This window comes from Rossellomorea aquimaris TF-12 (genome assembly GCF_001648555.1).
Lineage (GTDB): Bacteria > Bacillota > Bacilli > Bacillales > Bacillaceae_B > Rossellomorea > Rossellomorea aquimaris.
In genome coordinates this window covers 1-14,009 of the sequence record NZ_LQXM01000028.1, presented here as the reverse complement: position 1 = coordinate 14,009, position 14,009 = coordinate 1, and the positions used below count along the sequence as shown (strand labels likewise).

The following is a 14,009-nucleotide window of genomic DNA, read 5'->3' as shown; positions in this document are numbered from 1 at the left end:
ATTAAATGTATTTCATCATAGGAGGTAGACGAACATGAAAAAACTCATGACAACGGCAGCATGTACTGTTGCACTAGCTTTTGGCAGTATGACAGCACCCCCTCTAGCAAGTGCAGTAACAACAACTCAAGAATCTTCACCATCGGTAGAGCAGAAAGCCGATGATATTATTCAAACAGCAAAGAATCTTATCGGTAAAGCAACATACGAGCGTTATGTGTACAAACCTACATATCCATATGAATTTGGATGCAGTGGCTTTATTTATTATGCATTTAAACAAAATGGAATCGATTTGGCTACAAGAGATACTGATGTACAAGCTCAATTAGGAGAATATGTACCAAAGGATCAATTACAAAAGGGTGACATTGTCTTCTTTGATTCCAATCCTAATGATAATGATCCAATCGATCACAATGGTATCTACATTGGTGATAATAAAATCATTCATATGGCAGACGAAGATAGCGATATTTTAATCTCTGATTTAGATGGTAAACGCTACTATTCTGACAATTACAAAACAGCTCGTAGAGTCCTTCCTTCCTTCATGTCAAATGAATCACCATCCTCAACGGCAGATAAAGTTGTGGAAATTGCAGAAGGATTGATAGGAGAAGCAAGATATGGTTCTCCCTATAATGAAGAAACGTTAACATTTAAAGGTGCTGGCTTAACATACTACACCTATAAGCAGGTAGGGATTGATTTAGAATCTAAAACAGCAATTGAACAATCTAAATTAGGGGAACCTGTTAATCGTGAAGATTTACAAAAAGGGGACCTCGTATTCTTATCCAATAATTCCAGTGATGGTAAAATTGTTCATGTAGGGGTCTACATTGGAAACGATCAAATCATCCATGCTGCAGGCTCAGACTCGGGCGTGAAGAAAAGTGTTATATTAAACGGCTATTACAATGAACATTATGTCACAGCTCGCCGCGTGATTGATGTAGAACCTTCTACATCAACAGATGCAGCTACGGAGGAAAATAAGGAAGTGGCCGTACAATCAACCAATCCTTCAACAACTGAAGAACAAAAAAATGACTCTACACAGCAAACAGAAGAAGCGGCTGTTGAAGAGACAAATGTAAAGCCTGAAACTCCTGCTGAACCGAATGAAGAAGCAGCAGTTGAACAGAGTACAGTAGAGGAAAAACCTGAAGTAGTAGAGGAGAAACCAGCTACTACTCAGAATCTGGGAAGTAATATTTCCAACTATGCTTTAAGTATAATGGATAAAGCATCATATGGTCGCTCATATGATGAACGTACGTTAAGCTTTAATGGAGCAGGGCTTGCTTACTATGTATTCAAGAAAAATGGAATAGATCTTCAAGATAAAACGGCTATTGGACAAGCCACTAAAGGCCAGTTTGTTTCAAAAGATCAACTAAAAGAAGGAGACTTAGTATTCTTCACTAACTCTTCTAATAATGGAAAAATCGTCAATACGGCCATTTACGTTGGTAACAATGAAGTCATTATGTCAGCTGGCTTCTCACCAGGAGTAGTAAAAAGAAGTCTGGATCGAAGCTGGTATAAAGAAAACTATGTTACGGCACGTCGTGTTATTCAATAAACATTTTAAGAAAGAGGGGACTTTTCTCCTCTTTTTTTCTTTGATTCATTCTCTTCTATTTAATACCCCTTCTTAAGTACGGGTAAACCTCTTAACTTTATTCCTTTACATTTGGGAAATATTTCATCGTTGTTTTTTGTTTACTTTAATAAAATTGTGGGAATAAGTTTACAGTGAGTAAATGAAAATGATAAATTTTTTACAATGATAGTATGAATATCCATTTTCAGTAAGGTTTATTTCCTTCCTCGCTTCTTTCTTTTATGATGCAGCATGCATTCTAAAAGGGTTAACCTCAAAAAAATAATTTTTGTCGAATTCCCATGAAATATTTTTGTTACGTTTTACAAGAAATTGTTATACATTTGAAATCTATATTTGCTATAATACTCAATGTTGATTTGAAATGTCCTTTACAAATTCTCAATGTATTTTTAATAAATAATTTAAACAAAGGTGATGGAGTATGAACTTCTTAAAAAGACAGTTTGATGATTTGCGTACTGGGAAGTTATCGTTCTTCTTTACAGTCGTTGTTTTATTTTGGATAAAAACGTATGCCGTATATTTAGCTGAATTTAACTTAGGTATTCAAAATGCTCTTCAGCATTTTCTTTTATTTTTTAATCCATTAAGTTCAGCGATATTATTCTTTGCTATTGCTCTATTCTGGAAAGGAAGAGCACGAAATATAGCATTTGTCATGATTAATCTATTAATGTCATTCGTATTATACGCAAATGTTGTTTACTATCGTTTCTTTAATGACTTTATTACGGTTCCCGTGCTTCTTCAGGCTAAAACAAATAATGGTCTTGGAGGAAGTGCACTAGAACTTATTAATCCATTAGACATTCTGTATTTCTTAGATTTAATTGTCATTATTGGTTTAATGATATTTAAGAAAGTAAAACCACAGGAAAGATTGCGTTTCCGTTCAGTAATGGCAGTCATGACATCAGCTGTTCTAGTGTTTCTATTGAACCTGGGATTAGCTGAAATTGACCGTCCTGAATTATTAACTCGAAGTTTTGATCGTAACTATCTGGTGAAATATTTAGGTACGCACAACTTTACAATCTATGATGTCATTCAAAACTCAAAAACTTCAGCAAAACGCGCAATGGCGGATAGTAATGAAGTGTCAGAAGTAGAAAACTATGTAAAAGCTAACAAGGTAGATCCAAACCCTGAATACTTTGGTAAAGCTAAGGGGAAAAATGTTATTTACGTTTCAATGGAATCTTTACAAACCTTTGTTATCGATAAAGAGATTAATGGTAAGGAAGTAACGCCTTTCTTAAACTCATTGGTTGAAAAAGAAGATGCTATTTATTTCGATAACTTTTTCCACCAAACAGGTCAAGGAAAAACATCTGATGCTGAATTCATTATGGAAAACGGATTATTCCCGTTGCCTCAAGGTGCAGTGTTTATGACTCATGCTAATAATACGTATCAGTCAGCACCTGCAATCCTGAAAGGTGAAGGCTATACTTCTGCCTCTTTCCACGGAAATTATAAAACATTCTGGAATCGCTCAGAAATGTACCGTTCTTTCGGTTATGATGAATTTTACGATGCGACTTACTATGATATGAGTAATGAAGACGAACAATTGGCATATGGATTAAAGGATAAGCCATTCTTTGAAGATTCAATGCCAATGCTTGAAAAACTACCACAACCGTTTTATACGAAATTCTTATCACTGTCTAACCACTTTCCTTTTGATAAACATGCTGAGGACTCAGGATTTCCTGAAGGTGAATTCGGTGATGGTGTTGTGAACCGTTATTTCCAAACGGCTAACTACATGGATCAAGCACTGGAAGATTTCTTTAATAATTTAAAGGAAAATGGCCTGTATGAAGATACAGTGATTGTACTTTACGGGGATCACTATGGTATTTCTGAGAATCATAATAATGCCATGTCTAAAGTAATGGGGAAAGAAATTAATGATTTCGAAAATGCTCAACTGCAACGTGTACCATTATATATCATTGCCCCTGGGGTAGAAGGTGAAGTAAACCATACCTTTGGAGGTCAAGTAGATGTACGTACTACGTTGATGCACCTGCTTGGTGTAAACACGAAAGATTATTTAAGCTTCGGTCAGGATTTACTTGCTGAAGATCGCAAGCAAATTGTTCCATTCCGTAACGGTGACGTAATGTCTAATGAATACTCTGAAATCAAAGGGGTTTGTTATGACAACGAAACAGGCCAACCAGTCGAAGAAGGAAGCAATGCATGTGAAGAAATAAGTAAGGAAGCAACAAAGCGACTTGAACTTTCAGATAAAGTTGTTTATGAAGATTTATTACGATTCTATGAACCAGAAGGCTACAAGCCGATTAATCGCGAAGACTACCAATATATTAATCCAAACCCAAAAAGTACAGATAACCCAGATGAAGTTACACATGAAGAGAATCATGAATAAGATGGCAATATGAATAAGCCAACTCTAATCCACCAAGGTGGAAGAGTTGGCTTTTTTATTGTGGCTAAAAATTATTGATGCTAACCATTATTCAACTCCTGAATACCCAATCCTCCTCTTACCATTACTATACAGATCCAAATTGGTCATTTTGTTTTCCACGAGAAGTTCACCTAATATTTTTGCCAGCACCATATTATATACAAGCCCGTTATCACCGTATCCGCATAAAAAATAAGCATTAGGCATGTCTTCATACAATCCTATAAATGGTAGACCATCATGGGTACCTCCATATGAAGCACCTATATAAAATTCCACCTCTGCTTGAATGGAAGGGAAAAGCTTGAATAATTCTTTTAGTAGTTGTTCTTTTTTATGAAGTAATTTGCTATCCCGTTTTTCAGCGTTATTGGTGTCTTCATCTAGACCGCCAACTATAATACGATTGTCACTTGTGGTTCTAAGATAAATATACGGACGAGCAGATTCCCAAATGAGCTCCCGATTTTCCCACCCTGAAAAGTCTTTTACAGGTGTGGTTACAATATTGTAGGTTGATGAAATGACAGCATTTTTATCCACTTTAATATCTTGGTTTTCATATCCTCCAGAAAAAATGACATGCTTTGCTTTTATTGAATGCTTGTCTTTAGTGTGAAGAATCGCACCGTCATGGTGAAATTCTTTTCCGACAATTTCTGTATTTTCATATATATTCACGCCCTTTGACTCGACTAATTGAAGTAAACCAAGTGTGAATTTGTAAGGGTTGATCTCTGCATCACCTTTAACTAAGAGGCCGTATCTTTTGGAAAACGGAAATTTTGATTCTATATCCTGTTGCGAGAGGATTTCAGCATTAAATCCATGTTTATGGAGGTAATAATAATCTTTATCGATTTTTTCTATATCCTCTGGATAACTGGCGTAATAGAAACTGTCTCTTCTAACAAACTCACAGGGGATAGGTACTTCTGATGCCGCTGTTTCCATCTCGTTGATTGCTTGCTCGCACAATTGATAATGTCGAACGGCTAATCCCTCTCCAAAAGTATTTACATTCTCATAAAAGAGTTTATCTCCTAGATATTGGACGAGTGCTGTGTTAACAACCGTACTTCCAAAGCCGACTTTTCTTTTATCTACAAGAGCTACATTAAGTCCTTTATCAGCTAAATAGTAAGCGCATTGGGCCCCGGCACTTCCTCCTCCTACAATCAGGACATCACATTCTAAATCTTGATTTAGTGCAGAATAAGCAGGAGGCTCTTTTACGGTTGTATCCCAATATGTTTTGCCAGATAATAAATCCATATTTCAAACCACCTTATTAATTTTGTATGTACAACGTTAGTGTGTCCAAAATAATTCTACACAATAAAAAAACACCACAAGATTTGTGATGTTTTGATGAGTCAGACCCATTCCCCTATTCTATAAGTCAGCTTGTCTTATGTTTGTCCCTTCGAGAAAAAAACTGTTTATTCAAAGGGTTCGATATGGTCGATTTGATTGATGTTGATGTTGATGACTTCTTTTTTATCGTCGGCGTAGAAAAGTAATTGATCTTCGTTAACTTGAAGAAGTCTTCCTGAGAAAGAGATCGGCCCCTTGCGCTTCTCTGTATATTGAACAGTAACTAGTTGATTGTGGGTAATCCAGTTGGCCATTTTAGCTAGCCATTCATTCATCTGATCTCTCTCCTTGCTGTGAAAAAATGATTTACTCTTTGGTGAAAGATAAGTATATGACCATTTTACAATTTTTAATAGAAGGAATAAATGATTGTTTATGTGGTATTTTTTTACAAGGATCTTTTCTTAAGATAGTTTTATCACATTAGTTCTGCTGATGGGAGCTGCTTCGCTTTGTGCCCGTTCGACCGAGCCTCCTCAGCTTTGCTTCCGGGGTCTTTGCACGCCCGTACTTCTGCAGGAGTCTACGCCGTTCCCCTCACCATCTAAAAATAGATTTTCATCACATAGCTTAAAAGGGAGAAAAAATATCTCTACTATACAAACTATAATCGACCACTGCACACCTTGAAAAAGACATGCAAAATAGTATCAAAGTTTGCGAAATGAGCCTGTATAAAAGAAAGCAAATAAACGGTCCAGTTATATGCGTGATTAATACTGAAAGATTTAATGAATGATTTTGAATGTTTTTGAAAGAAAATGATTGATTTTTGGAAGCGGTCTCATTATAATGAAAGTATCAAAGTAAAGAGAATTAGGAGGCTTTTATGTTAACAGAGGAAAGGCATCGAATTATTTTAGACCTTTTAAAGGAAAAAGAAGCAGTGAAAATTCAAGATATTGTTGACGTAACAAGCGCTTCAGAGTCTACTATTCGCCGTGACTTAACCCAGCTTGAGGAGCAGAAATATTTAAAAAGAATCCATGGAGGAGCTTCAAGGCTTCAAGGGAAGCTTAAGGAATTGAGTGTTTCTGAAAAATCATCCAAAAGCTATCAAGAAAAACAAATGATTGGTGAATATGCAGCTAATTTAATTGAAGATGGGGATTGCATCTTTATTGATGCAGGAACTACTACTCTAAGTATGATCGACTACCTGTCTTCAAAGGATATTGTCGTCGTAACGAATGGATTAACACATATAGATCTACTTCTTCAAAAAGGCATTAACACCTATATTATCGGTGGACGGGTAAAACCAGTTACGAAAGCAATGGTAGGGAGCGGAGCAGTAGAATCACTTCGTCAGTATCGATTTGATAAAGCATTTATGGGAACAAATGGAGTGCATCCACAGTATGGATTTACTACACCAGACCCAGAGGAAGCGCAAGTAAAACGAACAGCCATTGAGCTTTCCAGAGAAGCAGTATTTCTTGCTGATGAGTCTAAATTTGGAGAAATCGCCTTTAGTAAAATTGTTGATCTGGAAAAAGCGGAGATCATTACAAATGCATTCAATGACAAGGAACACAGTGTATCATTTAAAAATCAAACAACAATAAAGGTTGTGACGACATGATCTACACTTTAACTCTAAATCCATCAGTTGATTATATTATGGAGCTTCAAACCTTTCAAAAAGGTGGGTTGAACAGAGGGACAAAAGAAGAGACGTTTCCTGGAGGGAAAGGGATTAATGTATCACGGGTCCTTCATGTATTAAATGTAAAAAGTGTTGCCCTCGGATTTGCCGGTGGATTTACAGGAGAATACATTAAACAATTTTTGTATCAGGAAACCATTGAGACAGATTTTGTGGAAGTGAATGAAATGTCACGCATCAATGTCAAATTGAAGTCAGATGATGAAACAGAAATTAATGGTAGTGGACCTTCTATCTTAGAGGAGCACTTAACACATCTGCTTCAAAAAATTTCTCTTTTAACAGATGAGGATATGCTTGTACTCGCAGGAAGTATACCCTCATCGGTTCCAAAAACATTCTACCATGAGATAGCAAAGCAGTGTGAAAAGCAGGGAACGAAAGTCATCATTGATGCAGAAAAATCATTAATTGAACCAGTACTCCCATTAAGACCATTTTTGATTAAACCGAATCATCATGAGTTAGGTGAAATATTTGGTGTAACGATTAATACAGTTGAAGAGGCGATTCATTACGGCAAAAAATTAAAAGAAAAAGGTGCACAAAACGTGATTGTATCCATGGCTGAAATGGGTGCACTCCTTTTAACCGAAAATCATGTTTTTTATGCCGATGTACCAAAAGGAGAATTGAAAAGCTCAGTCGGAGCAGGAGATTCTACGGTGGCTGGATTTTTAGCAGGGATATCAAAAGGATTTGCTCTAAAGGATTCCTTTAGGTTAGGGACAGCCTCAGGCTCTGCAACAGCTTTTTCCATTGGACTGTGTGATTTTGAAAAAGTAGAAAACCTATTTGAGAAAATTGTGATTTCAGAAAAACAATGATTGAAAGGGGAGGAATATTAAATGAGAATTACTGATCTTTTGACAAGGGAGACAATTGTATTAGATTTATCCTCAGATTCCAAAAACGGTGTCATAGATGAGCTTGTGTCTGTATTAGACAGAAGCGGAAAGCTGCAAAACTCAGAAGAATATAAAAAAGCCATACTGAATAGAGAATCTCAAAGTACGACGGGAATAGGAGAAGGCATTGCCATTCCACATGCTAAAACAGCAGCTGTAAAAGCACCTGCCATAGCTTTCGGGAAATCTGTGACAGGTATTGACTATGAGTCCCTTGATGGAGAGCTGGCACATCTCTTCTTTATGATTGCTGCAACAGAGGGGGCAAATCAAACCCATCTAGAAGCCCTTAGCAGACTTTCTGCAATGCTTATGGATCAAAACGTTCGTAAATCTTTGATCAATGCGTCTTCTATAGAAGAAATTTTAGAGATTATTAATTTACATGATAAAGAGGATGAAGAACCAACTGTTGATTCTGAAGAATCATCAAATCGGAAAATATTAGCTGTAACTGCATGTCCGACAGGAATCGCTCATACGTACATGGCAGCTGATGCGTTAAAAGGGAAAGCGAAGGAATTAGGAATAGCCTTTAAAGTAGAAACAAATGGTTCTGGCGGAGCGAAAAACGTTTTAACTACGGAGGAAATTGAAAACGCTGTCGCAATCATTGTAGCAGCTGATACAAAAGTAGACATGAATCGCTTTAAAGGAAAGCCAGTAATTGAAGTGCCAGTAGCAGAGGCGATACGACGTCCTGAAGAATTATTAAATCGTGCAATAAAAAAGGATGCTCCCGTTTACAAAGGAACGGATCAAACAACTGATGGAGAAATCACCAATAGCCAAAATGAGAAGAAACAAAGAACAGGCTTTTATAAGCATCTCATGAATGGTGTATCGAATATGCTTCCTTTTGTAGTGGGTGGAGGTATATTAATCGCCATATCCTTCTTATTTGGTATTAAATCAGCAGATCCTAACTCTTCTGAATTCAATGAATTCGCGGCCATGCTAATGCAAATTGGTGGAGATAACGCCTTCTTCTTAATGGTACCGGTATTAGCTGGTTTTATTGCTATGAGTATAGCTGACAGACCAGGTTTTGCTCCAGGGATGGTAGGGGGATTGATCGCTGCCACAGGACAAAGCGGATTTTTAGGAGGGATTATTGCTGGGTTCTTGGCTGGATACGTGGTCCTCGGAGTGAAACGATTAACGGAGAACTTCCCTCAATCATTGGAAGGAATTAAGCCGGTATTGATCTATCCTTTACTTGGTATATTTATCACAGGTTTTATCATGCTTCAATTTTTAGTAGAACCATTAAGTGCTGTAAATACAGGAATTCAAAATTGGTTAGATGGTTTAGGGACTGGTAATCTCGTCCTTTTAGGATTGATCTTAGGTGGAATGATGGCTGTTGATATGGGTGGTCCAATTAACAAAGCGGCATTTACATTTGGTCTTGCTATGATTGAAGGTGGGAATCTCGCTCCCCATGCTGCGATCATGGCTGGAGGAATGGTTCCTCCGTTAGGCTTAGCTATTGCCACTACGCTCTTTAAAAAGAAATTTAATGATAATGAGAGAAAAGCAGGAATTGCAGCTTACTTCATGGGAGCTTCTTTTATTACGGAGGGTGCTATCCCTTTTGCTGCAGCTGATCCATTCAGAGTTATTCCTTCCATTGTAACGGGTTCAGCCGTTGCTGGAGCGTTAACGATGTTGTTTGGAATTGGATTACCTGCCCCTCATGGAGGATTGTTCGTGTTCCCGGTAGTTGAAGGAAATCCTTTCTTATATCTACTAGCAGTGTTAATCGGCTCAATCATTACGGCGTTAATGGTTGGCTTCTTGAAAAAACCAGTTAAATAAGATGAAAATGTGAACCAGGTCCTCGACAGTGACCTGGTTTTTTTGTTTGGAATAAGAAGTTTTAAAATGCTCTATTAAGTTAAAAGTAATATTAACCATATTGAATACGGCGAAAGGAGGAGGTTTATGGGATTGCTTGATTTCCCAAGTGAATTTTATACGTATCTCATACGAATTGTGTTAATCGTCATTCTAAGTGGAATAATTGGTATTGAAAGAGAATCCAAAAACCACCCGGCAGGTTTGCGAACTCATATTCTAGTAGGGGTGGGCTCGTGCTTGCTTATGCTTGTTTCCTTGTATGGATTTGAACCTTTTTTAGAGGAACATCCAAAGTTGGTTGGCTTTGATCCAAGCAGGATTCCATCTTATGTTATCTCTGGTATTGGATTTCTTGGAGCAGGTACCATAATGGTTCATGGAGGTGTCACCGTACGAGGGTTAACCACTGCTGCGAGCATTTGGGTAGTTGCAGGATTAGGCTTGGTTGTGGGGATTGGGATGTATTATGAAGCGATTCTAACAACCTTTATCATAGTCATAACGTTGATGTTTTTAAATAAGTTTGAAGCTTTTTACAAGAAAAGGGTAGAGCATAAAAAGTTACTTCTATTAAGTTTAGTTGTTCAAAAAGGCCATGGGAATATTAGTAGTATCAACAATGCTTTAAATGAGAATGGGATTGAAATCACTCAGTATCAAATGGAAAATGATGACGAAATGAAAAGTGAAGGTAAATTTAAGTATACTCTGATTATATTAACTCCTAGTGTCCTTGAATTTAACGAAGTGCTGGAAGTTGTACAGGAATTAGATTGTATAAACAAGGTTCAGCTACATAATAAATAAATGAGGGTGCAAGAAGCATCCTCATCATCATAAGCTTTCTATTTCTACATCCTTTATCCCTTTGATTTCAGAGATGGTGTAGTAGATATCTGTTGTTTTTCTTCGGAAATCTACAATGATTTTTAACTCTAAGAGGTGATGTTGATTCTTTAAATCTTTAATGCGAATACTTTCAATTGCAATTTCTTCTTCTTTAATCTTGTCGATAATGAATTTTATCTCATGTTTATCTTTAATAGTAGCACGAAGAAATAGCTCTTTTTCTCGTAATCTTTTAGGACCTAAATAGGTGATGACAACCGGAACCACTTCAACAGACACAATTAACAAAATCACTCCAGCAGTCGCCTCCATATAGAATCCTGCACCAACGGCTATCCCAATCCCCGCAGCACCCCAAATCATTGCGGCAGTTGTTAATCCCGAAATACTATCATTGCCCCTTCTTAAAATAACTCCTGCTCCTAAAAAGCCAATACCTGATACAATCTGTGCTGCTAAACGCAGGGGATCCATGGTAATATTCACTTTATCTGATCCTTCAGATATATAGGCAGATTCAATGGAAACGATAGTTAGTAAGCAACTTACTATACAGATGACAAGTGATGTTTTTAGACCGACAGGTTTTCTTTTTAATTCTCTCTCTAACCCTATAATTAGTCCTAAAATGGCGGAAATCCCTAATTTTATGAATAAACTTGTGTCCATTAGTTCCACATAGACCCCTCCATTTTCTCGGTAAATCAAGTAGTAATTTCCTTCAACAGGTTATAAAATAAGAGCAGATATCTTTATATAGGGGTGTGGTCTCATGTCAGAAGCAAAGATTAATCCATATCTTTTGCTTGCTATTGGTGTTATCTCCGTCTCTACTTCTGCCATTTTGGTGAAAATATCAAGCGCACCAGCGGGAGTATTGGCCTTTTATAGATTGTTTTTCACAGTCTTGCTCATGTCCCCGGTATTTTTCTTAAAATATGTAAGGGAATTGAAAGTTATTACTCTAAGAGATTGGATGTTTTCTATATTAGCAGGAGTATTTTTGGCGTTTCACTTTATCCTTTGGTTTGAATCTTTGAACTATACCTCCGTTGCGAGTTCGACAGTATTAGTGACATTGCAGCCGTTATTCGCATTTATTGGAGCATATATGTTTTTTCAGGAAAAAATAACAGGGAAAGCTATTCTCTCTGGTGTCTTAGCCGTGAGTGGAAGTGTCATTATCAGTTGGGGGGATTTTAAGATAAGTGGCAGCGCTCTTTGGGGAGATGTACTAGCTTTATTGGCTTGTGCACTCGTTACGGGTTATCTTCTTTTTGGACAAACCATTAGAAAACGCCTTTCGCTTATTACTTATACATACCTGGTTTATGCCATTAGTTCTGTAATCCTCTTACTATATGTTTTAGTGACGTCTGAAAGCTTATCACCCTATCCTAAAGAAGACTGGATTTACTTCCTATTATTAGCGATTATCCCAACCTTGCTTGGTCATTCGCTTTTTAATTGGTCACTTAAATGGGTAAGCACTTCAACAATATCAATGGCGATTCTGTTTGAACCGATTGGAGCATCTCTCCTTGCTTATTGGCTTCTAGCTGAAAAAATAATGATTACTCAAGTAATTGGAGGGTTCATCATTATAATAGGTGTCACGTTCTTCTTAATAGAAGAACGAAAAATAAAAAAGGTGGTTCATCAAATCAATGAGGTGAAGAAGAATGAAGAACTACAACATTAGAAAAGCAGTGAAAGAAGATGCTCTTGGAATTGCTATCGTTCACGTTCATAGTTGGAAAACAACATATGAAGGAATTGTAGATGATCACTATCTTGAATCATTATCAATAGAAGAAAGACAGAAAAAATGGATTCAAATTCTTTCTAGTTCAAGCAATACTTATGTTTGTGAAGGGAAGGACGGAAGAATTGTTGGATTTGTTTCATATGGGAAAGAACGAACGGGTGAATACGAGGGGGAGCTGTATGCATTATATCTTTTAAAAGATTACCAAGGCAAAGGGATTGGAAAAGATTTATTTACAAGTGCAGTTACCTCATTAAAAAACCAAGGGTTCAACTCGATGTTTATTTGGGTTTTGAAAGATAATCCCTATAAACACTTTTATTATCATTTTAACCCTTCCCTTATTAAGAAAGGTGAATTAAAGATTGGAGGACGGGATTACGAAGAAGAAGGTTTGTTATTACTTATATAATTAATTGGAAAGGAGTGAAGATATATATCTTCACTCCTTTTTATATCGTTAGCTTAATAATAGTAGTTATTTTTGAAATGATGATAGGGTAAATTTCTGCTATCGTATTTGACAGTAAACTTTGTCATCGACTTTCCATTCTATCTGGCACATGCTGTGACAGAGTAATTGGTGAACTCAACATTTTTCGAGAGAAAAGCCTTATGAAAAAACATATGTAAATCCTGAAAAGATAAAAGCCATTACGACTGAAAAGATAAAGGTAAATCCTCTTACCGGTTGGTCACTCTCGCATATTTTAAGAGCTTGTACATAAGAGTATGCAAACAAATAAATAGCCATAACAAAGGATAAGAATAGTGCTACGTTGGTAAGCATGATCAAAAGAACTCCTTTCCATAATGCGTAGTACTATCTTTATGTAAGAATCAAGGTAAAAAGAACATTAAATGTTTTTAAAGTTTTTCTTAAAAATATATTGCAATAGTATTATCACCGTGGTATATTAATAAACGTCGCTGATACAGCAAACAACATTTTGAAAAAACAAATGAAAAAAAGTTGTTGACGCGAAAGGAATAAACGTGTTATATTAATAAAGTCGCTTCAAAGGGAAGTCGACACACATTGAACCTTGAAAACTGAACAAAACAAGACAATACGTCAACGTTAATTCTAGATTTACAAGTAACACAAGAGCTATTCAAACTTTTATCGGAGAGTTTGATCCTGGCTCAGGACGAACGCTGGCGGCGTGCCTAATACATGCAAGTCGAGCGGATTGATGGGAGCTTGCTCCCTGATATCAGCGGCGGACGGGTGAGTAACACGTGGGTAACCTGCCTGTAAGATTGGGATAACTCCGGGAAACCGGGGCTAATACCGAATAATTCATTTCCTCGCATGAGGAAATGTTGAAAGGTGGCTTTTAGCTACCACTTACAGATGGACCCGCGGCGCATTAGCTAGTTGGTGAGGTAACGGCTCACCAAGGCACGATGCGTAGCCGACCTGAGAGGGTGATCGGCCACACTGGGACTGAGACACGGCCCAGACTCCTACGGGAGGCAGCAGTAGGGAA

At 37.1% G+C, this 14,009-nt stretch carries 12 protein-coding genes and 1 rRNA gene; 9 read left to right on the top strand and 4 right to left on the bottom strand.

Translation table 11 applies throughout. From position 1 onward, the window contains the following. Positions 1–34 precede the first annotated feature (34 nt). Together IQI_RS11420 and IQI_RS11415 are read left to right on the top strand one after the other, a co-directional pair. Complete coding sequence (locus IQI_RS11420; protein WP_064092776.1) at positions 35–1,591, top strand: C40 family peptidase; 1,557 nt, start codon at positions 35–37, stop codon at positions 1,589–1,591. 466 nt (positions 1,592–2,057) lie between these two features. Then, positions 2,058–4,040: an LTA synthase family protein gene (locus IQI_RS11415; RefSeq protein WP_064092775.1), complete on the top strand. Its 1,983-nt coding sequence runs from the start codon at positions 2,058–2,060 to the stop codon at positions 4,038–4,040. Positions 4,041–4,127: 87 nt separating this feature from the next. On the opposite strand, the gene IQI_RS11410 is transcribed toward IQI_RS11415, so the two are convergent. Further along, a complete protein-coding gene (locus IQI_RS11410; RefSeq protein ID WP_064092774.1) occupies positions 4,128–5,357 on the bottom strand; it encodes an NAD(P)/FAD-dependent oxidoreductase in 1,230 nt (409 codons plus the stop codon). Positions 5,358–5,524: 167 nt separating this feature from the next. Further along, positions 5,525–5,734, bottom strand: coding sequence for a hypothetical protein (locus IQI_RS11405; RefSeq protein WP_064092773.1), 210 nt, complete (start codon positions 5,732–5,734; stop codon positions 5,525–5,527). A gap of 554 nt (positions 5,735–6,288) precedes the next feature. Between IQI_RS11405 and IQI_RS11400 the strand changes: the two genes are divergently transcribed. The 4 genes from IQI_RS11400 (at position 6,289) to IQI_RS11385 (ending at position 10,706) form a co-directional block, all read left to right on the top strand. Further along, positions 6,289–7,044 (top strand): DeoR/GlpR family DNA-binding transcription regulator, encoded by a 756-nt coding sequence (locus tag IQI_RS11400; protein ID WP_064092772.1) that lies wholly within the window; start codon positions 6,289–6,291, stop codon positions 7,042–7,044. Then, the gene (pfkB, locus tag IQI_RS11395) at positions 7,041–7,955 is read left to right on the top strand and encodes a 1-phosphofructokinase (RefSeq protein ID WP_064092771.1); all 915 of its coding nucleotides are present in this window, start codon (positions 7,041–7,043) and stop codon (positions 7,953–7,955) included. The genes IQI_RS11400 and pfkB overlap by 4 nt, the downstream gene beginning before the upstream one ends. Before the next feature lie 21 nt (positions 7,956–7,976). Continuing rightward, a complete protein-coding gene (locus IQI_RS11390) occupies positions 7,977–9,857 on the top strand; it encodes a PTS fructose transporter subunit IIABC (RefSeq protein ID WP_064092770.1) in 1,881 nt (626 codons plus the stop codon). A gap of 126 nt (positions 9,858–9,983) precedes the next feature. Further along, a complete protein-coding gene (locus IQI_RS11385; RefSeq protein ID WP_064092769.1) occupies positions 9,984–10,706 on the top strand; it encodes an MgtC/SapB family protein in 723 nt (240 codons plus the stop codon). A gap of 27 nt (positions 10,707–10,733) precedes the next feature. On the opposite strand, the gene IQI_RS11380 is transcribed toward IQI_RS11385, so the two are convergent. Further along, on the bottom strand, positions 10,734–11,417 hold the full coding sequence (locus IQI_RS11380) for an MgtC/SapB family protein (RefSeq protein WP_064093169.1): 684 nt from the start codon (positions 11,415–11,417) through the stop codon (positions 10,734–10,736). A gap of 103 nt (positions 11,418–11,520) precedes the next feature. Here IQI_RS11380 and IQI_RS11375 point away from each other — a divergent pair, with 103 nt between their 5' ends. After that, complete coding sequence (locus tag IQI_RS11375) at positions 11,521–12,450, top strand: DMT family transporter (protein WP_064092768.1); 930 nt, start codon at positions 11,521–11,523, stop codon at positions 12,448–12,450. Next, the gene (locus IQI_RS11370; protein WP_064092767.1) at positions 12,431–12,928 is read left to right on the top strand and encodes a GNAT family N-acetyltransferase; all 498 of its coding nucleotides are present in this window, start codon (positions 12,431–12,433) and stop codon (positions 12,926–12,928) included. The genes IQI_RS11375 and IQI_RS11370 overlap by 20 nt, the downstream gene beginning before the upstream one ends. Before the next feature lie 201 nt (positions 12,929–13,129). Here IQI_RS11370 and IQI_RS20860 read toward each other — a convergent pair whose 3' ends face one another. Beyond that, a complete protein-coding gene (locus IQI_RS20860; RefSeq protein ID WP_197489745.1) occupies positions 13,130–13,306 on the bottom strand; it encodes a hypothetical protein in 177 nt (58 codons plus the stop codon). A gap of 333 nt (positions 13,307–13,639) precedes the next feature. Here IQI_RS20860 and IQI_RS11365 point away from each other — a divergent pair. Beyond that, positions 13,640–14,009: ribosomal RNA gene (locus IQI_RS11365) — 16S ribosomal RNA — on the top strand; the annotation flags it as partial.